Genomic DNA, 22,966 nt, shown 5'->3' on the forward strand with positions numbered 1-22,966 from the left:
GTTTAAGCCCTTTCCAGCCGGACGGCGCAGACCTTGAACTCCGGCATGCGGGAGACCGGGTCGAGCGCGTCGTTGGTGAGCGAGTTGGCCCGGCCGCGACCCGCCCAGTGGAACGGCATGAACACCGTGTCCTCCCGGATCGCGTCGCTGACCCGGGCCGGCGCCGTCACCTCGCCGCGTCGCGAGGTGACTGTCAGCTCCTCCCCGTCCGCGACGCCGAGGCGCGTGGCCAGGTCCGGGTGCAGCTCGACGAACGCGGCCGGCGCGGCCTTCTGGAGCGCCGCCACCCGCCGGGTCTGGGTGCCGGACTGGTACTGCGCGAGTACCCGCCCGGTGGTCAGGTAGTACGGGTAGTCCGCGCACGGTTCCTCGGCCGCGGGCCGGTGCTCGACCGGAAGCATCCGGGCCAGCCCGTCCGGCGTGCCGAAGCGCGTGCTGAACAGGCGCGGGGTGTCCGGCCCGTCCTCGTCCGGGCACGGCCAGAACACGCCGTCGTTCGCGTCGATCCGCTCCCAGGTCACGCCGTGGTAGTCCGCGATGCCGCCCGCGCTGGCCCGGCGCAGCTCCGCGAAGACCTCGGCGGGATCGTCAGGGAAGCCCCGCTCGACGCCGAGCCTGGTGGCAAGCGCGTGCAGGATCGACAGATCGGTGCGGGCCTCGCCGGGCGGGCGGCGGATCGCGTGCCGGCGCAGCACCCTGCCCTCCAGGTTGGTCATGGTGCCGTCCTCCTCGGCCCACTGCGCGCTCGGCAGCACCACGTCCGCGAGCGCGGCGGTCTCGGAGAGCAGGAAGTCGGCCACCACAAGGAACTCAAGGCTCTTGAGCCGTTCGGTGACCCGTCCGGCGCGTGGCGCGGAGACCACCGGGTTCGACCCGAACAGCAGCATCGCCTTCGGCCCGGTCTCGGTGCCGAGCGCGTCCAGCAGCTCGTAGGCGGAGACGCCCGGGCCCGGCAGCGAATCGGGGTCCACGCCCCACACGCCCGCCACGTGCTCACGCGCGACCGGATCATCGATCTTGCGGTAGCCGGGGAGCTGATCCGCCTTCTGCCCGTGCTCGCGGCCGCCCTGCCCGTTGCCCTGGCCGGTCAGACAGCCGTATCCGGACCCGGGCCGCCCGGGCAGGCCGAGCGCGAGTGCCAGGTTGATGAACGCGGTGACCGTGTCCACGCCCTTCGCATGCTGCTCGGCGCCGCGCGCGGTCAGGATGATCGCGTTCTCCGCACCGGCCAGCGCCCGGGCCGCCGCTTCCAGATCCGCCACGGGTACGCCGGTCAGCCGCTCCACCCGGGCCGGCCAGTAGTTCGCGACCGTCCGGCGCACGTCGTCGAAGCCGGTGACGCGCTCGGCGAGATAGTCCTTGTCCAGCAGGCCCTCGGTCAGCGCGATGTGCAGCAGCGCGTTCGCGATCGCCAGGTCGGTGCCGGGCGTCGGCTGCAGGTGCAGCGTGGCCTGCTTCGCGGTCGGCGTGGCCCGCGGGTCGATCACGATCAGTGTGCCGCCGCGCGCCTTCTGGTCGGCCAGCCAGCGGCCGAACGGTGGCATCGTCTCGGCCACGTTCGCGCCGACGAGCAGCAGCGTGTCCGCGCTGCCCACGTCGCTGAGCGGGAACGGCAGGCCGCGGTCGACGCCGAACGCGCGGATCCCGGCCGCGGCCGCGGAGGACATGCAGAATCGGCCGTTGTAGTCGATGTTGCGGGTACGCAGCGCGACGCGGGCGAACTTGCCGAGCGCGTACGACTTCTCGTTCGTCAGCCCGCCACCGCCGAACACGGCTACGGCGTTCTCGTCGTACCGCCGCTGGATGTCCTTGATCGTCGTGGTGATGAGCGTGAGCGCGTCGTCCCAGGAGGCAGGCGTCAGCACGCCGTCACGTCTGACAAGCGGGGTCTTCAGCCGTTCCGGGTGGTCCAGGAGGTCGGCCGCGGTCCACCCCTTCTGGCACAGGCCGCCGCGGTTTGTGGGAAAGTCGCGCGGCTCGACCGAGATGGTGTCCGCCGAGGCGCGCAGTGTCATCCCGCACTGCAACGCGCAGTACGGGCAGTGCGTGTCAACGCGGTCGCCATCGGTCATGACCAGAGCGTTGCCAGCCGGGATTTCCCGTCCGCGTCCCCTCCGTGTCGGCCGTGTCAACTGGCTCTCACCTCGGCCCGACGACCATGGTGAACTCACAACCGCAGGTCAGAGGCGGTTAACTACCCGTCGCAGGCCTGACTCACGACTCGAACTCCGAAGAAATCCGCCCTCTTTACGTTTCGGTGTGTTGCTGATCCCTCACCGCCGAAACCGGAGTCGATCATGAGCACCGCGACGCTTGCCCCCACCGACACGATTGCCGCAGCGGCGCGGCGGCACGGACACTGGATCGACGACTGGCGCCCCGAGGACCCGGACTTCTGGGCCAACGGCGGCGCGAGGATCGCCCGCCGGAACCTGATCTTCTCGGTCTTCTCGGAGCACATCGGCTTCTCGATCTGGACGCTCTGGTCAGTGATGGTCCTCTTCCTCGGACCCGCCTACGGCATCGATCCCGCGCAGAAGTTCCTGCTCACCGCCGCCCCGGCCGCGCTCGGCGCGATCGTGCGGCTGCCCTACACGTTCGCGGTGGCCACGTTCGGCGGCCGGAATTGGACGATCATCAGCGCGCTGCTCCTGCTCATCCCGGCCGGCCTGGCCGCGTTCCTGATCCAGCCCGGCGTCTCCTACTCGACGCTGCTGATCATCGCGTGCGTGGCCGGCGTCGGCGGCGGCAACTTCGCCTCCTCGATGGCCAACATCAACGCGTTCTACCCGCAGCGGCTGAAGGGGTGGGCGCTCGGCCTGAACGCGGGCGGCGGCAACCTCGGCGTCGCAGTGGTGCAGCTGGTCGGCCTCGCGGTGCTGGCCACGGTCGGCGCGGGCCGGCCCGGCCTGATCGCCGGCATCTACATCCCGCTGATCGTGGTGGCCGCGATCGCGTCCGCGCTCTACATGGACAACCTGACGCAGGCCTCGAACGAGAAGGGCGCGCTCCGCGAGGTCAGCCGTGACCCGCACACCTGGATCATGTCGCTGCTCTACATCGGCACGTTCGGCTCGTTCATCGGCTTCGGGTTCGCCTTCGGCCAGGTGCTTCAGGTCCAGTTCAAGGAATCGTTCGCCACCCCCGTCGACGCGGCCTACCTGACGTTCCTCGGCCCGCTGCTCGGCTCGCTGATCCGCCCGATCGGCGGCGCGCTCGCGGACCGGCTCGGCGGGGCACGGGTCACGATGGTCAACTTCGCGTTGATGGGCGCCGGCGCGTCTGTCGTTCTCTACGCGTCCGCAGCCCGCTCACTGCCGCTCTACCTGGTCGGATTCGTGCTGCTCTTCGTCTTCTCCGGCGTGGGCAACGGCTCCACGTACAAGATGATCCCCGCGATCTTCAAGGCGAAGAGCGCGCTGAGCGACCTGCCCGGCGAGGTGGCGGAGGCGCGGGCACGGCGGCTGTCCGGCGCACTGATCGGCATCGCCGGCGCGATCGGGGCCTTCGGCGGCGTCCTGGTGAACGTGGCCTTCCGCCAGTCGTTCCTGACGACCGGCTCGGCCGAGGCCGCCTACGTCGCGTTCATCGCGTACTACGCGCTCTGCCTGATCCTCACCTGGTTCGTCTACCTGCGTCCCTCCGCAGCGCGTCTGACCGGCGTCTGACCAGCTCTTTCAAAGATCACATTCCAGGTCATCGTCCCGCTTCCGCGGTGGTTCGGCCCGTTTGCTCCCGCGGGCAAACCTCGCGCCGCGCGAAGACTCCGCTAGCGCTCCGCTTCGCACGCCGCATCGGAGCCTGCCTCGTCGTTGGTCACCGAAAACCTCAGCCGGTCCGTTTCCGCGGGCCGGCTGCGGGTGTCTGTCCTCCGGCGGCCCGGTCCATCGCAGCCGTCGGGGCGCCGGGTCCACCGCAGCCGTCGGGGCGCCGGGTCAGGAAGCGCCGCCCGCGGTGGTCCCGGGGGTGTGGAGGATCTCGCGGGCCTGGTCGGCGGCGCGCGCCATGTTCTCCGAGACGAAGCCGACGAAGCGCGCGATGTTCTCCAGGCGGGCGGCGGCCGGGGTGCCGGCGCCGAGGATGTCCACGCCCTGCCGGGCGATCTCGCCGAGCTTGGCCGTGGAACGGGCGATCGAAGGAGTTCGCGATGCGAAAGCCCACCACCCCCGCCCCCGCCGAGTTCGACATCCCCACGCCGGAGTGGTCCGGCATGGTGACGGTCGACGACACGGCCCTGGCCGTCACCGACACCGGGGGCGCAGGCATCCCCGTGGTCTACCTCAACGGGCAGTTCGCCACCCAGGGGTATTGGCGGCGGGTCATCGCCGAGCTGGGCACCGGGTGGCGGCACATCACCTACGACGAGCGGGCCCGCGGCAGATCGCGCCGTTCGGCGGACTACTCCTTCGAGGCCGCCGTGCGGGACGTCGACGCCGTCCTGGCCGCCCGCGGGGTGGACCGGGCGCTGCTTGTGGGCTGGTCCTACGGAGCGGTGGTCGCCGCGCACTGGGCGCACCGGAACCCGGAGCGCACGATCGGCGCGGTCATGGTCGACGGCGCCTTCCCGCACGACTGGCTCGACGACGCCATGGAGGTGCGGATCCGGAAGATGTTCCGGCGCATGGGCTGGTTCCTGCCGCTGTTGCGCCCGACGGGTCTGACCCCCAGGATGACCGCTGACCAGCAGGCCGACAGCAACATCGAGCTGGGCAGGCTCTCCCGCGAACGCGAGCTGGGCCCCGTGCTCAACGCCCTTACCGTGCCCACCCGCTACGTCGTCGCCTCCGGAACGTCCCTCGGCAGCCGCGATGACGAGCAGGAACGCATCCGTGCCGGCCTCGACACGGTCACCGCCAAGAACCCGAACATCCGGATCCACGCCAAGGTGCCAAGCAACCACGGCGCCCTCCTCAAGAAGGACTTCCCGGTCATCGCCGGCGCCATACGCGAGGTCGCCGCCCTCGACCGCCCCTGAGCTCTGCACGCGACCACCCACGGATCCCGTGGCCCGCGGGAGCACGCGGCAAGGAACCACGGCGGAAGCGGGAAGAGGAGCTTTCAGAGCGAAGCGAAGAATGGGGTGTTGAGCCCCGGATGCCGCACCTGAAGCCGATCGTAGGCACGGACAAGATCATCACGGCTCAGCCACACCGGCGCCGCGATCTCCAGCCGCTTCAGCCGCTCCCCGATCGCCAACGCCGCCAGATCCTCGGCGATCCGTCCCGCGTCCACCCCGCACTCGAAGCCGTAACTGCTCACCCGCACGCGTTCCAGCAGGTGCCGGCCTTCCGGCAGCTCAACCCACGCCCAGCCCTCGGCGATGGCGCCGGGCCCGCTCACGTGCAGGCCGCGGATGATCGGGTCGACGAGGTCGCGGGAGATGTAGGCGTCGACGGCGGCAGCCCGGGCGAGGATGCTGAGATCGTTGACGAAGCCGTCGCGGCCGTCGGGGAGGCGGCCGATGATGTCGCGGAATCCGGTGCCGTCGAACGTGGTGGCGTCGTGGAACGCGCGTGCGTCGATCAGGTACTCGACAATGCGCCGGGCCTGGGCGGTGGCGCCGAGGATCGGGGACGCGATGCGCAGCCATTCCAGGCCGACGGCGGCGCAGACCACGGCGACCATCCGGTCCGGCCGTTCGGAGGTGGAGGCCTCGGCGGGGTCGGCGAACTCGACGGCGAAGTCGGGCAGCCGGCTGCCGGCGTCGAGGACGACGAAGTCGGCGCGGGCGCGCAGCGCGGTGTTCCACTGATGCGGGCTGACCCCCTCCGGGCGGCGCTGGACCAGCTGGCTGATCCGCCGGTCAGGCTGGACCACCCGGCGGCCACGCTCGAAGGATTGGTCGTCGGTGAGCACGACCGGACGCAACGACGAGTTCGGCACCTGACCACTCTAGGGACCGTGACCGGGTGGAGAGGGCCCGTCGCGGTTCGTGTCGCGCGTCACGCCCGGGAAGACGGACACGGTGGGCGAGGTTGAGTCGGGCAGGCTCAAGAATGGGGTGTCCGATGGCTACGCTTCCCGTACTGCCGTTGACCGACGACGTGCTGCTTCCCCGCATGGTTACTCCGGTGGAGCTCGACTCCGCCACTCAGGCCGCCGTGGACGCGGCCCGGACCAGCGGTGACAAGCGGTTGCTGGCCGTCCCCCGGATCGACGGCGTCTACGGCCCGGTCGGCACCGTGGCCGTGATCGAACAGGTCGGCCGGCTGCCCAGCGGCGAGCCGGTGGCCGTGATCCGCGGCCTGCACCGCGCCCGCATCGGTTCCGGTGTGGCCGGACCCGGCGCGGCGCTCTGGGTGGAGTCGACCGAGATCGAGGAATCGCCGGTGACCGGGAAGACCCGGGAGCTGGCCCGTGACTACAAGGCGCTTGTCCGCGCACAGCTGCAGAAGCGCGGTGCGTGGCAGGTGATCGACGCGGTCGAGCGGATGACCGACCCGTCGGAGATCGCCGACTCCTCCGGCTACTCCCCGTGGATGTCGCTCGAGCAGAAGCGCGGCCTGCTCGACGAGACCGACCTGACCGCCCGGCTGGAGCTCCTGGTCACCTGGATCAAGGAGCACCAGGCCGAGGAGGAGGTCAGCGAGAAGATCAACTCTGAGGTGCGCGAGGGTCTGGAGAAGACCCAGCGCGACTTCCTGCTCCGTCAGCAGCTCGCCGCGATCCGCAAGGAGCTTGGCGAGGACGAGCCGGAGGGCGCTGGCGACTACCGGACCCGGGTCCAGGAGGCTGACCTGCCGGACAACGTCCGCGAGGCAGCGATGCGCGAGGTGGGCCGCCTGGAGCGGGCCAGCGACGCGTCCCCGGAGTCCGGCTGGATTCGCACCTGGCTGGACACGGTGCTGGAGATGCCGTGGACGACCCGCACGGACGACAACACCGACCTGGACGCCGCCCGCGCCGTGCTCGACGCGGACCACGCGGGCCTGGACGACGTCAAAGACCGCATTCTCGAATATCTGGCGGTACGCAACCGGCGCGCGGCCCGTGGCCTGCACGTGGTCGGCGGCCGTGGCTCCGGCGCGGTGCTCGCGCTGGCCGGCCCGCCCGGGGTGGGCAAGACCTCGCTCGGTGAGTCGGTCGCACGCGCGCTCGGCCGGAAGTTCGTCCGGGTCTCGCTCGGCGGCATCCGGGACGAGGCAGAGATCCGCGGTCACCGGCGCACCTACGTCGGCGCGCTGCCCGGCCGGATCGTGCGGGCGATCCGCGAGGCCGGCTCGATGAACCCGGTGGTGCTGCTCGACGAGGTCGACAAGATCTCCGCCGGGTACGCCGGCGACCCGGCCGCCGCGCTGCTCGAGGTGCTCGACCCGGCGCAGAACCACACGTTCCGGGACCACTACCTGGAGGTCGACCTGGACCTCTCCGACGTGCTGTTCCTCGCCACCGCGAACGTGGTGGAGACGATCCCCGGCCCGCTGCTGGACCGGATGGAACTCGTCGCGCTGGACGGCTACACCGAGCGGGAGAAGGTGTCGATCGCCCGGGATCACCTGTGGCCCCGGCAGCTTGACCGGGCCGGGCTCACGGCCGACGACGTGACGATCACCGACGAGGCGCTGTCACTGATCGCCGTCGAGTACACGCGTGAGGCGGGCGTCCGGCAGTTGGAGCGGGCGCTGGCCAAGGTGCTACGCAAGGTAGCCGTGAAGTCTGAAACGATAAATGTCGACAAGTCCAACCTGTCCGACTTCCTCGGGCGGCCGCGGTTCTTCTTCGAGTCCGCGGAACGCACCGCGGTCCCGGGCGTGGCCACCGGACTCGCGGTCACCGGCGCCGGCGGCGACGTCCTCTTCATCGAGGCCACCGCGATGCCCGCGGACAGTGCCGGGCTGACGCTCACCGGCCAGCTCGGCGACGTGATGAAGGAGTCCGCGCAGATCGCGCTCTCCTACCTGAGGTCGCACGGTCAGGCCACACCGCTCGACGGCAAGCGCCTGCACCTGCACGTCCCCGCGGGCGCGGTCCCGAAGGACGGCCCGAGCGCGGGCATCACCATGGTCACCGCGCTGGCGTCGCTGGCGTCCGGCCGGCCGGTACGCCCGGAGGTCGGCATGACCGGCGAGGTCACGCTCGCCGGCCGGGTGCTGCCGATCGGCGGCGTCAAGCAGAAGCTGCTTGCCGCACACCGGGCCGGACTCACCGAGGTGATCATCCCGGCCCGCAACGAGCCGGACCTCGACGACCTGCCGGCCGAGATCCGGGAGCAGCTGACCATCCACGCGCTCGCCGACGTGGCGGACGTGCTGAAGATCGCGCTGCGGCCGGAGGAGACGGCGGTCGTCGCGGCCGCCTGACAGAGCGAATGCCGGTCCGGAACCTTTCCGGGCCGGCATTTCTCATCTCCGCGGGTCTGCGCGCCGATAGCTCCGGCGCCAAGCAACCCGTTGAGAACCAGGGATGACCGTATGCAGAACCCCCGCCGCCGGATGATCGCTCCCCTCCTGGCCGCCACCGTCCTCGCGCCCGCGCTCGCGTTCGCGGCCCCCGCACAGGCCGCAGCGGCACCTGCCCCCGCACGGGCCGCGGCATTTGCGGCAACGCCCGACTGGCAGCCGGCGAGTGTCCGCCTCACCTCCTGGAAGCTCTCCAAGACCGCGTACACGGTGAGGTCCTCGGACCCCTGCGCGGTCCGCGCGCACGTCTCCGCAGTGCTCAGCGGCCCGATGCCGACCGAGAACGTGTTCGTGTCCGCGGTCGGCGCCGACTTCTACCTCGGCGGCGAGATCGGCGGCTACACAGTCCTTGAGAACAGCGGCGGCAACACCTGGGACGGCGACGTGACAGTCTGCGGCGCGGACCCGGCCGGCACGTACCGGATGGAGCTTTACGGGGCATATGCCACCGGAACCGGCCTCGACGATCCGGACTTCGCGGTCTACCGCACCAACGTGGTGACGACCACGTTCACGGTGAAGCGCCCGGCGACCGTCACGCTCAACGCCACGCCCGAGCCGGTGAAGAAGGGCGCGAAGCTGACCGCGAAGGGCACGCTCACCTCGGACGGCAGGAAGCTTGCGAACACGAAGGTGCAGGTCTGGTTCAAGGCGGACGGCGCGAACGCCTGGACGCTCGCCGGTTCCGCGAAGACCAACGCGTCCGGCGCGTACACGGCGACGTTCACGGCGAAGGCGTCCGGCACATGGAAGGCCGTCGTTCCCGCGACCGGCACGCGAAATGAGACGGTGGCCTACGACGCCGTGAAGGTCAAGAAGTAAATACCATCATCCTCATGGGCATGGTTCACACCGTCGGGCTGGTGCTTCACCCGAAACGGGACTCGAAAATCGCGATAGACACGATCGTCGAGTGGGCACGCACGCGCGGCGTGACCGTGCTCGGCCTGCCGGACGAGATCGCGCGCATCGACTGCAGCGCGGTCCCGGCCGGTGAGGACGAGCTGCTCGACCGCTCCGACCTGCTGGTGAGCCTGGGCGGCGACGGCACGATGCTCCGCACCATGCGCCTGCTCTCCGGCCGGACCACGCCGGTGCTCGGCGTCAACGTCGGCCGCCTCGGCTTCCTGGCCGAGATCGACGTGGAGGAGCTGCCGGCCACGCTGTCGCTGATCGACGGCCACACGTTCACCGTCGAGCCGCGGATGGCAGTCGTCACAGTGCTTCCCGACGGCACCGAGGTCACCGCGTTCAACGACATCGCGCTCGCCCGCATCCCCGGCGACCGGATGGCAGGTGTGGCGATCTCCGTCCAGGGCAACCCGTTCGTCCGCTACGCCGCCGACGCCGTCATCGTGGCCACCTCGACCGGCTCCACCGCGTACAGCTTCGCCGCCGGCGGCCCGATCGTCTCCCCCACGGTCGAGGGCTTCCTGGTCGTCCCCTCCTCCGCTCACTCCAGCTTCAACCGCGCCCTGGTCCTCTCCGCCGACGAGGAGGTCGTCCTCGACCTGCTCCCCACAAGCGGCGAACTCGCGCTCGAGGTCGACGGCATCATCGCCGGCCGCCTCCACCCGGGCGACCAGATCCGCGTCCGCGCCCGCCGCGCCGCCGCCAACGTCGTCCGCCTCGGCCACACCTCCTTCTACGAGCGCGCCCGCCGCAAACTCCGCGTCAACGGCTCCGCCGAAGCCGACTGACCCAGATCAACTGCCGGATTGCCCACTCTGTGGCCACTCGCGCCCCGCACGCTCCCGCGGGCACCAGCCTCGTCGTTGGTCACCACGACCCGGTGCGGGCCGGAAGATGGGAATTGGCCCTCTGCCGGGGCGTGCGGTGGGCAGAGGATGCAGGGATGCGACCTGAGACCAGAGCCGTGCATGTCCGCCAGCCCGAGCAGGCCGACAGCCGGCCGATCGCGCTGCCGCTGTATCAAGCCTCCACCTGGGCGTTCGACGATCCGGACGTGCTCGCGGACGCCTTCCACACGCCGAACGGGCCGTTCCTCTACTCGCGGATGGCGAACCCGACCGTGCGGGCCCTCGAGAACACGGTCGCGGATCTGGAGGGCGGCACGGCGGCGATCGCGACCGCGTCCGGCATGGGGGCGATCAACCTGGTGCTGCAGGCCTCGCTGCGGACCGGGGAGCACGTGGTGGCCCAGCGGCGGCTCTACGGCGGCGCGTCGTCCGCGCTTCGCGATCTGACCGAGCGGTTCGGCATCGAGGTCGACTACCTGGACGACGCGACGCCGGACGCGCTCGCCGCGGCGCTGCGGCCGGGCACCAGGCTGGTCTACCTGGAGACCATCTCCAACCCGACCGGGTACGTCGCCGACCTGCCAGCGCTCACCGCCGTCGCCCGGGAGGCCGGTGCGCTGACGGTCGTGGACAACACGTTCGCCACGCCGCTGCTCTGCCGCCCGATCGCGCACGGCGCGGACATCGTGGTGCACTCCGTGACGAAGTATCTCGGCGGTCACCACGATGTGGTCGGCGGGATCGCGGTCTTCGGCACGCCGGAACTACACGAGAAGGTCTGGCACTACAACGTCGAGTTCGGTGTGGCCGCCGACCCGTTCGCGGCCTGGCTGACCGCGCGCTCGCTGCAGACGCTTCCGCTGCGGATGGAGCGGCACTGTGCGAACGCGGCAGTGATCGCGCGGCGGCTGTGCGATCACGCCGCGGTGGACGCGGTCTGGTACCCCGGCCTGCCCCAGCACCCGACGCACGAGGTCGCCGCACGGGTGTTGTCAGGTGGTTTCGGTGCCACGTTCGCCTTCGACCTGGCCGGCGGGCGCGCGGCCGGAACGGACCTGAGCAAGCGCGTGCGTCTCCTCCAGCTCGCGCCGTCGCTCGGCGGGACCACCACCACGCTTATGCATCCGGCCAGCACGTCCCACCGCCAGCTGGACGAGGCCCAGCTGGCGGCGGTCGGCATCGGCGAGGGCACGATCAGGATCTCGGTCGGGATCGAGCACGTCGAGGACGTCTGGGACGACCTCGCACAGGCCTTGGGTTAGAGGGCTGTGGGCTAGGGGAGCGCCTTAAGGAACGGCGAGTGCGCGTTCCGGAACTCCCACGAGTAGTAGCGGTCCCAGTTGATCGACCAGGTCATCAGGCCGCGGAAGTTCGGGTTGGTGCCGCTGCGGGGCGTGTAGGAGCCGCAGGAGACGCCCTTGACCAGGCAGTTGACCGCTTCCTGGACGGCGGCCGGCGCCACGTACCCGTTGCCGGCGCTGACCGAGGACGGCGCGCCGAACGCCACCTGGTCCTCCCGGAGCGCGGGGAACACGTTCGCGGTGTTCCCCGCGACCGGGAAGCCTGCGAGCAGCATGTCAGTCATCGCGATGTGGAAGTCCGCGCCGCCCATCGTGTGGTACGCGCCGTCCAGCCCGGTGATCGGCCCGGAGTTGTAGTCCTGCACGTGCAGGACCGTGAGGTCGTTGCGTAGCGCGTAGATCACCGGGAGATACGCGCCGGAGCGCGGGTCCTGCCCGCCCCACGGCCCCGACCCGTAGTACTGGTAGCCCAGCTGCACGAAGAACGTCTCCGGCGCCATCGTCAGCACGAAGTTCGCGCCGTAGCGGGCCTTGAGCGTCCGTACCGCGGAGATCAGGTTGACGATCCCGGGCGTGGTCGGGTTCTTGAAGTCGGTGTCCCCGGTGTTGAGCGACAGCGAGTGGCCCTCGAAGTCGATGTCCAGGCCGTCCAGTCCGTACCTGTCGATGATCGCGGCGACCGAGCTGACGAACGCGTCCCGTGCCGTGGTCGTGGTCAGCTGCACCTGGCCGTTCTGGCCGCCGATCGAGATCAGCACCTTCTTGCCCTGCGCGCGCTTGGCCTGGATCGCGGCCTTGAACTCGGCCTCCGACTCCACCCCCGGGCACTCCGCGGCCGGGCAGAGGCTGAACCTGATGTCACCGGAGGTCGCGGTGGTGGGCTCGCCGAACGCCAGGTTGATGACGTCCCACTCGGCCGGCACGTCCGCCATCCGCAGGTACCCGGACCCGTTCGCGAAGCTCGAGTGCAGGTAGCCGATGAGCGCGTGCTTCGGCAGCACGCCCGGGTTGGCGGGGTTGCTCGGCGTCGGCGTCGGCGTGGTCGGCCCGGGTGTGGTCGGCCCGGGTGTGGTGGGCCGGGGCGTCGGGCTGACTGTGGGCGATCCGGTCGTCGGGCCGGTCGTCGGCGTCGTGCCGCCGCAGGACGCGCCGTTAAGCGTGCAGTTGACTGGCGTGCCGGACCCGGTGGCCAGGAACCCGAAGGAGACGGACGCGCCCGGCGCCACAGTGCCGTTCCAGGACCGGTTGGTGAACGTGTGCCGCTGCCCGGACGAGGTGAGCAGCGCGTCCCAGTAGCTGCCCATCGTGGTGCCGGACGGCAGGTCGAACGCGACGGTCCAGGACGGGATCGCCGCGCCGGTACCGTTGGTGATCGTGTATTTGCCCTCCCACCCGGAGCCCCAGTCCGAGGTCTTGACGAACGTGGCGGTGACCGACGCGGCCGAGGCGGGAAGCGCGAACAGGACCGCCGACGCGGCCGCGGTGAGCAGGGAGGACAGTGTCAGAGCGATAGACCGAGACCGTTTCACGGCAGCCTCCAGGGATCGGCGGCGGTGCACGTCACCGCGGCCGTTGGAGAATTATTAAGACTCTTAACTGTTGATGTCCATGGCTGCGGACGATATTTAGGACAGCGTTGACGTTTCGGAACGAGCGGTCCGTACCCTGCGGATTTGAGACCCTGTTCGGGTGAGTCAGCTGACGGTCGGGGTGCTGTCGCCGTTTGTGGGCGGCGACTATTACGGCGCGCTGATCGCGGGCGTGGCCTCGGCCACCGCCGCGCTCGGTGGCCGGGTGGTGGCCGTGCAGACGCTCACGCCCGGCGCGCGCCGCGCCGACGACGAGGGGATTCCCGACTTCCGCACGCCGGTGGGCTGGGCACACGTGGACGGCTTCATCGTGATCATCGGTGCGGTCGACGAGGACCACCTGGCCCGGCTGTACGCCACAGGCAAGCCGGTCGTGCTGATCAGCCACGGGTCCGCGCGCCTGCCGCTGACCTCGGTGCTTCCGGACAACCGCTCGGGCGTCCGGGACGCGGTCACCCATCTGATCGGGCACGGGCACACCCGGATCGCGTTCGCCGGCACGCTCGGGGTGCCGGACATCCGCGAGCGCCATGCCGGCTACCGGGAGGCGCTCGCCGCCCACGACCTGCCGGAGCTGCTCTTCGAGGCGCCGGACAACCACGAGCACGGTGGCCGTCGCGCCGCCGAGGATCTGCTCGCGGCCGGGCTGCCGTCCACCGCGCTCGTCTGCGGCACGGACCGCAACGCGCTCGGCGCGCTGGAGACGCTTACCGAGGCGGGCCGCCGGGTGCCGGACGACCAGGCGCTGGTCGGCTTCGACGACAATCCCGTCGCGCTCTACACGGAACCCACGCTGGCAAGCGTCGCGCAGCCGCTGGGCCGGATCGGCGCGGCCGCGGTCGAAGCCCTGCTCAACGCGGCCGGCGCCGACATCGTGCAGGTCCCGACCGTGTTCAGGCCGCGGGAGAGCTGCGGCTGTGACCGGCCCGTGCCGCCGCCGCTCGACACCGCTATCGCCGCGCGGATCGCCGACCCGTCGGTCCCGGACGCGGAACTCGCGGACGAGCTGCGCGAACACACGCTCGGTGAGCTGGACCAGATGCTGGCGTCCGCGCCGGAGCGCCGGGCCCGGCGGATCCTGCTGCGCGTGGCGCACATCCAGGCCCGCGACCAGTTCAGCGACATCCGCTACCTGCAGGACACGCTCAACGCGCAGTACCAGCTGGGCGCGGAGCTGCTGCGCACGGACGAGCAGGACCCGCGCGCGCTCGGCTGGATGCGCCGGCTGCACGTGTCCGCCGGATGCCTGGGCCTCTGGCGGCCGGGCTTCCCCGACTTCCTTGACCTGTCCGGATCGTTCCGGTGCGAGACCGGGACGGCCACGCTTCCGGTCGAGGAGTTCCCGCCGAGGTCGATCCTGCAGGCGTCGCACCCGGAGAGCGGCGAGATCGTCTTCGTCATCTCGGTGCGCAGCAGCACGCACGACTGGGGGCTGCTCGCCACTGTCGCGCAGATCCAGGCGAAGACGCCGCCCGGACGCGAGCCGATGAACCAGTCCGGCGCGCTGCTTGCGGTCGCGCTGGACGGCGAGTTCATGCTCAGATCCCTGCGCGACCAGGAGGAACGACTGCGCCGCAGTGCGCTCTACGACCTGCTCACCGGCCTGCCCAACCGCGGGCTGTTCCTGGACCGGCTGCGGCGCGCGGTGGAGCGCGCCCAGCGCGAGCCCAGCTACGCGTTCGCGGTGCTCTTCCTCGACCTGGACGGCTTCAAGTCGGTGAACGACACGCTCGGGCATGCGGCCGGCGACCAGCTGCTCGTGGAGACCGCGGCCCGGATCACCGCGCTGCTGCGGGACACGGACACGCCAGCGCGCTTCGGCGGCGACGAGTTCCTTGTGCTGCTCGACGACATCGACGGCCCGGAGAGCGCGGCAGCGGTGGCGGAACGCGCACGCGTCGCGCTGGCCCGGCCGTTCGCGCTTGACGAGGGGACTGCCCGGGTCTCGGCCAGCGTCGGCACCGCGCTCTCGACGGACGCCCACACCTCGGCGGAAGCGCTGCTCCGGGTGGCCGACGCCGCGATGTACCACGCCAAGTCGGTGCGCCGCGGCGCGGCCGGCCGGCACTCGGCCCGAGCGTAGAAGCTCCCTCCGTACCCCCGAAAAGCTCTTGAATTTCGGTGTTGATCTCAAGCTGGGCGCGCAGCGGCCGACGTGGCAGGCATGAGCCATCGCGCCCTCGACGTCGTGGTCACCGCCGGTGGGACCGCCGCGGAACTGAAGGCCACGCTTGAGGCGCTGAAACCCGCGCTCGGCGTGCGGGACGAGGTGGTGTGCGCGATCCCGCCCGGCCGCGCCGACCTGTCGCCTGTCGTCGCCGCGCTGCCCTGGGCCCGCGCGATCCCCGGCGGGCGTGCCGAGGCGGTCGCAGCCACCGCGCGCGATCTGCTGCTCTTCGTCGACGGCGACATGATCCTGCCCCGGCACTGGCTGGACGCGGTCCGCGAGGTCTTCGACGACGACGCCGTGGTGGCGGCCGGACCGCGCTGCATCGGCTCGATCGGCCCGCAGCGCACCGAATTCGAAGGGCCGATGGGGGTACGGGAGGTGCGCGACCACGCCCGGCAGTGGCGCGACAGCCACCGCGGCGAACGGTACGACGTGGACCGGCTCGGCCCGGTCTGCGTGGCCGTCCGGCGCGCCGCGCTGGAGACGGCCGGCGGCCCGACCCCGGACCTGCCCTACGAGCGGCTGCGCGACCTGGGCCAGATCGTGCTCGTCGACGACGTGCTGGTGGCCCACGTCGGCTCGCCCACCTGCGCGCTGCGCGTCACCACCGACTCCGCGCTGCTGGTCTCCGCAAGCATGATCGTCCGCGACGAGGCGGCCTCGATCGGCGCGAGCATCGACGCGGTCACGCCCTTCGTCGACGAGGTGGTCGTCTACGACACCGGCTCGCTCGACGACACGGTCGCTGTGGCGCGCGCGCACGGCGCCACGGTGATCGAGGGCTTCTGGGACGAGCACTTCGGCGACGCGCGCAACCGGGCGATCGCGCACTGCCGGGGCCGTTGGGTGCTGTGGGCCGACGCGGACGAGACCGCGGTCGGCGACCCGGCCGCGCTGCGTGCCCGGCTGACCGGCCCGGGCCCGGACGCCTACCGGATCCGGCAGGTCAACGAGTACACGAACGGCGTGCAGGTGGTGGTGTTCCCGCGGCTGTTCCGGCGGGACGTGGCCCGGCTGGCCGGCCGGCTGCACGAGCAGGTCGTGGACCGGATCACCGGCGGCCCGGTCGGCGGCCCGGAGATCGGCGACGTGGAGCTGCGGCACGCGGGCTACCAGTTCGCCACGTTCGTCACCAAGGACAAGGCGGAACGGAACCGGCGGCTCGCGTTGCGCGCGGTCGAGGACCGGGTGCTCACCGCGGACGCGCTCGTCAACCTGGCCCGCGCCGAGTACTCGGCAGGCAACGTCGACTCCGCGATCGCCGCCTGCCGCCGGGGTCTGGACGCCGGTGGCCGCCGCCCGGTCCGGATCAAGCTGCTCACCACGATGATCCGCGCGTGCGCCACCGCCGGCCGGGCCGAGGACGCGGCCCGGGCGCTCGATGAGCTGCGGACGATCGCCACCAAGCAGGTCACCGTCGACCACATGGAGGTGCTCGTCCGGTACGCCGAGGGCGACGACGCGCGCGTCGTGTCGCTGGTCCGCGCGCTGCCGGAACTGGCCGAGGACGACGGCGCCGTGCTGATCGGCCGCGACCAGCTGGTTTCCTACGAGATCCACAGCCTGATGCGGCTGGCCCGGCCCGGCGAGGCCGCGGACCGCCTGCGCGCGGAGCTGCGCGCCGGCCGGCTGCCGATGCCTGTGGTGGGCATGGCGGACACGCTGCGCCAGGCCGGCGCCGAGGCCGCGGAGATCGCCGCGCACATCTCGCCGGACGCGCTTCGGCAGCTCATCCACGAGATGGGCCAGGCGCCGGTGTCGGTGGCGGAACCGCTTGCCGACGCGCTGTGGCGGCGTTTCCCTGACGAGCGGGCCGTGATCGCCTACGCGGCCTGGCTGGGCCCACGTATGCAGGTGCTGCGCGCGCTCGAGTGGTCGTCGCGGTTGCGGCGGGCCGGCCACGAGACGCAGTGCCCGCTGCTCGCGCTGGCCCGCAACCCGGAACGCAGCGCGCGGGACCGGTCGCTTGCCGCGGCCGTGGCGCACGAGACGTTCCACGATCCGGTGGCCATGGGCCTGTTGTCCGACGCGCTGGACGAGGTGCCGCCCGCGGACGAGTCCGCAGTGCTTGAGGAGTTGCGGCTGCTCGCACCCGGCATCGCGGCCGCGGTCACCGCTTCTTGACCGCCGTCGCACAATCTGACCGACATCAACCGAGTGCCCGCACATAACTTCGCTGGGTGACCGTCTTCGACCTCTTCCCGTGCGTCTCGCCGCTGCAGCGGTACGAGTTGTCGATCACCCGCATGCTGTCCAGCTTCGACGGCGGCACCGAGGTCACGCTGAGCGGCAAGATCCCCGGGATGTTGAGCGGCACGCCCCGCCAGGTGGACCTGCTCGCCCGCGGCCGCGTCTTCGGCACCGGGGTGACCGCCGTGGTGGAGTGCTGCCAGCGCCGGCGCGCCGCCGACATCGGGGTCGTGGACCGCTTCATCGGCAAGCTGCTCGACGTGGACGCGGACCGCGGCGTGCTCTACTCCCGCTCCGGGTTCACGACGTGCGCCCGGGCCCGGGCCGCCGCCGCGCGGTACCCCGCGGTGATGGCGGTGTCGCTTGCCCCGCGCATCCCGCGGCAGCGCACCGGTTCCGGCCCGCTGCCGCCGCATCGCGCCGAGGAGATCACCGAGGCCGACTTCGCGCTCTTCCTCTGGCCCGGCTGAATGTCCGTTCTTTGGGATTTAACGGTCAAGACGCACATTTTGGGTGATATTTCCAGGCGGATCGCCGTTACGCTCAACGTTGTGTACCCAGCGGACCCGGACCAGCCGCCGGACCCCGACGAAGACACCCTCCGCCGGTTGACCCTCTTCGACGCGTCGATCAGCTGCCTCCTGGGCGGCTTCGAGCCCCCCGTCGAGGTCGGCTACAACCGCCGCGTCGAGGGCCGCCTCAGCCGATCCCTCCGCCGGGTGGACGTGCTGGTCCAAGGCGCCGTGCTGGGCATCCAGGTGACCGCCGCGATCGAGTGTCACCAGCGGCGGCGGCGCCCGGTGGACGTCGGCGCCGTGGACCGCTTCGTGGGAAAGCTGCTCGACATCGGCGCGGACCGGGGCGTGCTCTACTCGTGCACCGGATTCACCGACCGGGCCCGTGCGCGCGCCGCCCACGCCCAGAGCCCGCCGGTCATGGCGATCACGCTCGGGGACGGCAGACTGGTCCGCGACAGCCTCCCGCCGCATGACTCCGCTGACGTGGGGCAGGCCGACTTCGCCCTGTTCCTCCGCCTCGGCGGGACCGCCGACCTGTGGAGCCCATGACGTCCTTCAGCCTCAGTAAAGTGTCTTAAGCGTCAAGTCGCCCCGATCGGGCATGACGGACAACGGGGGCGACACCCTGCGGGCGCATGCTCGTTAACGTCGGCGGATGTCCCCCTCCGGCACCCTCCTCAAGCGCTACGAACGGTCGCTGACCCGCCTGCTCGCCGCCTTCGACTTCGCGCAGGTGATCTACAACCGCCGCCACGAGGGCCGGCTCAGCGGGGCGCCCCGCCACATCCAGGTCATGATCTACGGTGCCGTCGCGAACCTCCCGATCACCGTCGCCGTCGAATGCCGCCAGCAACACCGCCCCGTCGGCATCTCCTGCATCGACTACTTCGTGGCGAAACTCGCCGACGTCGGCGCGGACCGCGGCATCCTCTACTCCTGCGCCGGCTTCACCGCCCCCGCCACCCGCCGCGCGGCCCACTCCCACGACCCGGCCGTCCTCGCCATCTCCTTCGACGACGAGAGGCCGGCCTTCATCCCACGTCAACGCCGCCCGCACGCCGAATCGAGCATGGCCGACCACATCACCGAACTCGACTACGCGAACTTCCTCCGCTACCCGGGGTCGTACGACCGCCTCTAGCAGCCGGCCCCTGATGTCCGGCACCCGTCATGAGCACGCCGAACAGGCAAGATCTTCCGAACCGAATGCTCTGAGCCCGGGTTTCACACTGTCGCACCGTCATATCTGAACTAGTTCAGATATGCTTCAAGTATGACGGTGCAGAGCTTCTCCTACAGCTCGTTTCTACGAGGTCCCTCTCAGGTCCTGCCGTCCCTCACCGACGCCGATGTCATTCTCGAGCGCCGGGACGAGGAGAACCTCGTCCTCACTCGGGTCGAGCGGTTCGAAGCCGCCGCTACCGGGCTCCGCATCGCGGCACGGTCACTTGCCATTCTCGCCCGCCGACACCGTGAGCTGGCCGAAGAGGCCCTCGCCGAGGAACTGCCCTGGCTTACCTGGCTGCCGGCCGAGGAACGCCTGACGTGCGTTCGCGAGCTGCTCGCCGACCTCATGGCCGGCGCCGACACAGGGCTTCTTATCCCCTTCGCTCGGAATCTCGCTTCTTGGCGCTCGACCGCCGAAGTGTGGTCGGACCCGCAGCTCGCCCGTGAGTTGCAGGGCCCGTTCGGCGGTGATGGTCCCGCCATCTCCCGCCCGGCTGAGAACCGCGCATGAGTGGACGGGGCGCAGAGCTTCCCCGGCCCAAGCCGTGGATAGTGCGAGCGGCGGATCGTCAGGCGTATCAGGGGTGGCAGCGCCTTCTGGCAGCAGTACCGGAAAACCTCGACCGCGCGTGGACGGCGCTGACCAGCGATCCACGTCACGTCGATCAGCGCCAGCACCCGCTGAAGGGGCAACTCGGCGTCGTGAAGGTCGGCGGAGCGGCGCTCGAGCAATGGCAGTACGAGGTGACCGGCGCGGGACGGATTTGGTACGCCGTCGATGACGATGCGCGCACGTTGTGGATCACACGAGCCGGCGCGGGACATCCGAAGCAGACGGACTGACTGACTCCGCTTGACGGAACGCCAATGTCGCCCGCGATGCGCCCGGCCAGCGTTGCGTAGTCAAGCGCGTGTCTTACGACCTGGATGACCCGTGCATCCGCCGACGCTGCAGCGCATGTCGGCACGACCTTGTCGACGGGACGCCGCACCTGGCGGGGCGCTCTCCTACGAAGAAGTGGAAGAGCGCCCTGCGAACCGATCAGGCGGCCGCTGCCCTCGCGTTCCGCACCGCGACGACCGCGGCCAGCGCGACCACTCCCGCCGCGAACCCGACCAGCGCCACCTGCGTCGACACCACAGCGGTCGCGAGGCCGAAGCCGAGGATCGGGATGGACAGGCCCAGGTAGCCGGCCAGGAACAGCCCGGCCAGCGCCTCACCGCGCGTCGCCGGCTCGGAAATCGCGAACACGGTCCCGACCGAGCCCTTGAACAGCATTCCGGCGCCCGCGCCCGATGCCGCGCCACCGATCAGGAACAGCGGCAGGTGGGGCAGCCACACGGCGACGGTCGCGGCGATCAGGCCGAGGCTGAGCAGGGACAGGCCGGCCATGATCTGCCGGCCCGCGCTGATCCGGCCGACGACGAGCTGGGACACCACCGAGCTGCCGAACACCAGGAACGCGACAAGCCCGGCCAGCGCCCGCGACGGGTGTCCCATCGTGCTGCCGACGAAGCCGGGCGCGACGGACGCGAACAGTCCGAGCACCGCGAAGGCCGCGAACGCGCCGATCGCCACGGTCGCGAAACGGCCACGGGCGGACGGCGGGACGGCGACGCTCTGCGGGCGGTAGGGCTCCCGCACGGCGGGCGGCGTCACGGTCTCCGGGATGAAGAGCAGGGCGACGGCGACGGCCACCAGCAGGACCAGATACACCACATAGGGGGTACGCAGCGGCGCCCCGACCCACTCGGCAAGCAGGCCGGAGGTGAGCGAGCCGACGGCGAAGCCGCCCATGTTCGCTGCGGTCGCGATCAGCTGGGCGAAGGACCGGCCGGCGGCGGGGCGGGCGACGGCGTGCAGCTCGGACAGCGCGGCGGTCGCGGTGGCAGTGATCATGCCGACGGCGACGCCGCTCAGCGCGCGGCCGATCAGCACGGCGGGGAACGCGGTGGACGCGAGCAGGAGCACGCCGGACACGATCTCGATCAGGACCGCAGGGAGGAGGACGCGGCGGCGGCCGAGTCGGTCGGAGAGGTGGCCGGCGAGGAAGAGGCTGACTGTCACGCCGACCGCGTAGGCGGCGTAGGCGACGGTGACCATCAGCGTCGAGTAGCCGGCTTCGCGCTGGTAGAGCGGCCAGAGCGGGGTGGGTACGACGGTGAAGGCCATGGCGACCAGGAACGCGGCCGCGACAACCCAGAATCCGGCGCCGTGACCGACACCGCGCCGGGACGCCACCGTGGGGGTGGGCGCCGGCAGGGTCTGAGCGGACATCGTGGGCTCCTCAGGAAGAACGGGTGGTACGCCTCCACAGCTTCCGCTCACGAGCCCATCTCCGCCAACGATCGTTCCTGCTGACCTCTATCATCAACGGTGATGGAGTTGCGACACCTTGAATACTTCGTGGCCGTCGCGGAGGAGCTGAGCTTCACCCGGGCGGCCGCGCGTCTGCACGTCGTCCAGTCGGGCGTGTCCGCGACGATCCGCGCGCTCGAGCAGCACCTCAAGGCCGACCTGTTCGAGCGCGGGCCGCAACGGATCGCGCTTACGGACGCGGGCCTCGCGCTGCTGCCGGAGGCGCGTGCGACGCTCGACGCGGCGCAGGGCGCCCGGGACGCGGTCGGGCAGGTGCGCGGCGGGCTGCGCGGGACCGTCACCGTGGGGGCGATGACGTCGGTCACGATCCTTGACCTCCCCGGGCTGCTGGGACGGTTCGCGGCGGACCACCCGGACGTGACAGTGCGCATGCGGGCCGCACCGAGCGGGTCGGCGGGCCTGGCCCAGTCACTGCTTGACGGCGAATTCGACCTGGCGTTCCTCTCCGACATCGACCGGCCGCACACCGGTCTCTCCGTCAACACCTTGGCACGGGTACGGATGGTCGCCATCGTTCCGGCCGGATATCCCGGACAATCGGTCACGCTCGAGCGGCTTGCGGAGCACCCGTTCATCGACTCGCCCGCAGGCTTCGGCAACCGCGTGGTGGTCGACCGGGCCTATGCCGCGGCCGGCCTGCAACGACGGGTCGCGCTCGAGGTGGTCGAGATCGGCACCGCACCCGAGTACGTGCGGCACGGGCTCGGCGTCTCGATCATGCCGGTCTTCTCCGTACCCCTGGATGATCGTGGGGTTAAAAGCCTGCCGATCGACGGGCCGGAGCTGTGGTGGACGCTTGCGCTGGCGACCGCCACCCGCCGCCGGCCGAACGCGGCGACGCGCCGGTTCCTGCAGCTCGCGAGCGACTACGTCACGACCGGCTGAACGACCGCAGCGCCTTCGTCACCCACGACGGCTCGAAGATCGCGCCCGGGTCGCCGCCCAGCTCCGCCGCGATCGGGCGGGCACCGGGGCGGCCGGTGTGCGCGTCAAGCAGCACGGTTCCGGCGGACTCGAGCAGCGCCAGGTTCCGCCGCCACGCGGGATGGCCCCACAGCTTCTCGTTCACGGTCGGCACCGCCACCACCGGCACGCCCTCGCCGAGCGCCTCACAGAGCCGGGCCAGCGCATACGTGTCCGCGGCACCGGACGCCGCCTTGTTGAGCGTGTTGAACGTGGCCGGGCAGACCACCACCGCGTCCGGCGGGCCACCCTGCTTCGGCTCACCCGGCGCCCGGAAGTCGAACTGCGGCGGCGCACCGAGCACGGTCCGCACCGCGTCCGGGTCCAGCCAGGCGCGCGCGGCCGGCGTGCCGATCACGATCGACGTCCAGCCCTCAACGGCGAGAGCCCTCAACAGATCGGGGGTACGCGTGGCGAGCGGCGCCCCGCAGACGATCACAGTCACGTTCCCGGTCATGGCCGCACCGTA

General features: G+C 71.1%; 20 protein-coding genes. 14 read left to right on the top strand and 6 right to left on the bottom strand.

The window, feature by feature from the left end:
- Window positions 1-2: 2 nt before the first annotated feature.
- On the bottom strand, window positions 3-2,015 hold the full coding sequence (locus tag ACIA8K_RS11520) for a molybdopterin oxidoreductase family protein (protein ID WP_396057662.1): 2,013 nt from the start codon (window positions 2,013-2,015) through the stop codon (window positions 3-5).
- A 282-nt stretch (window positions 2,016-2,297) separates the two neighbouring features.
- Between ACIA8K_RS11520 and ACIA8K_RS11525 the strand changes: the two genes are divergently transcribed.
- Window positions 2,298-3,668 carry a nitrate/nitrite transporter gene (locus ACIA8K_RS11525; protein ID WP_396057545.1) on the top strand — a complete coding sequence of 457 codons (1,371 nt, stop codon included), beginning with the start codon at window positions 2,298-2,300 and terminating at the stop codon, window positions 3,666-3,668.
- A gap of 267 nt (window positions 3,669-3,935) precedes the next feature.
- Here the strand turns inward: ACIA8K_RS11525 and ACIA8K_RS11530 are convergent, their stop codons facing one another.
- Window positions 3,936-4,088, bottom strand: coding sequence for a hypothetical protein (locus ACIA8K_RS11530; protein ID WP_396057547.1), 153 nt, complete (start codon window positions 4,086-4,088; stop codon window positions 3,936-3,938).
- A gap of 59 nt (window positions 4,089-4,147) precedes the next feature.
- On the opposite strand from ACIA8K_RS11530, the gene ACIA8K_RS11535 reads away from it, so the two are divergent.
- Entirely contained in the window at window positions 4,148-4,975 is an 828-nt protein-coding gene (locus ACIA8K_RS11535) for an alpha/beta fold hydrolase (protein ID WP_396057549.1), read from the top strand.
- A gap of 83 nt (window positions 4,976-5,058) precedes the next feature.
- On the opposite strand, the gene ACIA8K_RS11540 is transcribed toward ACIA8K_RS11535, so the two are convergent.
- Window positions 5,059-5,883, bottom strand: a complete 825-nt coding sequence (locus ACIA8K_RS11540) for a hypothetical protein (protein ID WP_396057551.1) — start codon at window positions 5,881-5,883, stop codon at window positions 5,059-5,061.
- A 125-nt stretch (window positions 5,884-6,008) separates the two neighbouring features.
- On the opposite strand from ACIA8K_RS11540, the gene lon reads away from it, so the two are divergent.
- The 4 genes from lon (at window position 6,009) to ACIA8K_RS11560 (ending at window position 11,421) form a co-directional block, all read left to right on the top strand.
- Window positions 6,009-8,300: an endopeptidase La gene (gene lon / locus ACIA8K_RS11545; protein ID WP_396057553.1), complete on the top strand. Its 2,292-nt coding sequence runs from the start codon at window positions 6,009-6,011 to the stop codon at window positions 8,298-8,300.
- Window positions 8,301-8,411: 111 nt separating this feature from the next.
- Complete coding sequence (locus tag ACIA8K_RS11550) at window positions 8,412-9,221, top strand: hypothetical protein (RefSeq protein WP_396057555.1); 810 nt, start codon at window positions 8,412-8,414, stop codon at window positions 9,219-9,221.
- A 14-nt stretch (window positions 9,222-9,235) separates the two neighbouring features.
- Entirely contained in the window at window positions 9,236-10,099 is an 864-nt protein-coding gene (locus tag ACIA8K_RS11555; RefSeq protein WP_396057557.1) for an NAD(+)/NADH kinase, read from the top strand.
- Window positions 10,100-10,254: 155 nt separating this feature from the next.
- Window positions 10,255-11,421 carry a trans-sulfuration enzyme family protein gene (locus ACIA8K_RS11560; RefSeq protein ID WP_396057559.1) on the top strand — a complete coding sequence of 389 codons (1,167 nt, stop codon included), beginning with the start codon at window positions 10,255-10,257 and terminating at the stop codon, window positions 11,419-11,421.
- A gap of 11 nt (window positions 11,422-11,432) precedes the next feature.
- On the opposite strand, the gene ACIA8K_RS11565 is transcribed toward ACIA8K_RS11560, so the two are convergent.
- On the bottom strand, window positions 11,433-12,971 hold the full coding sequence (locus tag ACIA8K_RS11565; RefSeq protein WP_396057664.1) for a chitinase: 1,539 nt from the start codon (window positions 12,969-12,971) through the stop codon (window positions 11,433-11,435).
- A 178-nt stretch (window positions 12,972-13,149) separates the two neighbouring features.
- On the opposite strand from ACIA8K_RS11565, the gene ACIA8K_RS11570 reads away from it, so the two are divergent.
- The 7 genes from ACIA8K_RS11570 to ACIA8K_RS11600 all read left to right on the top strand — a co-directional run bounded on the left by ACIA8K_RS11570 (window position 13,150) and on the right by ACIA8K_RS11600 (window position 19,997).
- Complete coding sequence (locus ACIA8K_RS11570) at window positions 13,150-15,132, top strand: diguanylate cyclase domain-containing protein (protein ID WP_396057561.1); 1,983 nt, start codon at window positions 13,150-13,152, stop codon at window positions 15,130-15,132.
- Window positions 15,133-15,213: 81 nt separating this feature from the next.
- Window positions 15,214-17,343, top strand: a complete 2,130-nt coding sequence (locus ACIA8K_RS11575) for a glycosyltransferase (protein WP_396057563.1) — start codon at window positions 15,214-15,216, stop codon at window positions 17,341-17,343.
- 56 nt (window positions 17,344-17,399) lie between these two features.
- The gene (locus ACIA8K_RS11580; RefSeq protein WP_396057565.1) at window positions 17,400-17,879 is read left to right on the top strand and encodes a restriction endonuclease; all 480 of its coding nucleotides are present in this window, start codon (window positions 17,400-17,402) and stop codon (window positions 17,877-17,879) included.
- A gap of 81 nt (window positions 17,880-17,960) precedes the next feature.
- On the top strand, window positions 17,961-18,476 hold the full coding sequence (locus ACIA8K_RS11585; protein WP_396057567.1) for a restriction endonuclease: 516 nt from the start codon (window positions 17,961-17,963) through the stop codon (window positions 18,474-18,476).
- A gap of 106 nt (window positions 18,477-18,582) precedes the next feature.
- Window positions 18,583-19,068, top strand: a complete 486-nt coding sequence (locus ACIA8K_RS11590) for a restriction endonuclease (protein WP_396057569.1) — start codon at window positions 18,583-18,585, stop codon at window positions 19,066-19,068.
- A gap of 132 nt (window positions 19,069-19,200) precedes the next feature.
- Window positions 19,201-19,665, top strand: coding sequence for a hypothetical protein (locus tag ACIA8K_RS11595; RefSeq protein ID WP_396057571.1), 465 nt, complete (start codon window positions 19,201-19,203; stop codon window positions 19,663-19,665).
- Window positions 19,662-19,997 (top strand): hypothetical protein, encoded by a 336-nt coding sequence (locus tag ACIA8K_RS11600; RefSeq protein WP_396057573.1) that lies wholly within the window; start codon window positions 19,662-19,664, stop codon window positions 19,995-19,997. Before ACIA8K_RS11595 ends, ACIA8K_RS11600 begins: the two co-directional genes overlap by 4 nt.
- 199 nt (window positions 19,998-20,196) lie before the next feature.
- Here ACIA8K_RS11600 and ACIA8K_RS11605 read toward each other — a convergent pair whose 3' ends face one another.
- Window positions 20,197-21,432 (bottom strand): MFS transporter, encoded by a 1,236-nt coding sequence (locus ACIA8K_RS11605; RefSeq protein ID WP_396057575.1) that lies wholly within the window; start codon window positions 21,430-21,432, stop codon window positions 20,197-20,199.
- Between the two features lie 102 nt (window positions 21,433-21,534).
- Here ACIA8K_RS11605 and ACIA8K_RS11610 point away from each other — a divergent pair, with 102 nt between their 5' ends.
- Complete coding sequence (locus ACIA8K_RS11610; RefSeq protein WP_396057577.1) at window positions 21,535-22,419, top strand: LysR family transcriptional regulator; 885 nt, start codon at window positions 21,535-21,537, stop codon at window positions 22,417-22,419.
- On the opposite strand, the gene ACIA8K_RS11615 is transcribed toward ACIA8K_RS11610, so the two are convergent.
- Window positions 22,406-22,954 carry a flavoprotein gene (locus ACIA8K_RS11615; RefSeq protein ID WP_396057579.1) on the bottom strand — a complete coding sequence of 183 codons (549 nt, stop codon included), beginning with the start codon at window positions 22,952-22,954 and terminating at the stop codon, window positions 22,406-22,408. The two genes, ACIA8K_RS11610 and ACIA8K_RS11615, sit on opposite strands and share 14 nt — an antisense overlap.
- Window positions 22,955-22,966: the final 12 nt, after the last annotated feature.

The sequence above is a fragment of the Catenuloplanes sp. NPDC051500 genome (genome assembly GCF_044454585.1).
In the GTDB taxonomy this organism is placed as follows: domain Bacteria; phylum Actinomycetota; class Actinomycetes; order Mycobacteriales; family Micromonosporaceae; genus Catenuloplanes.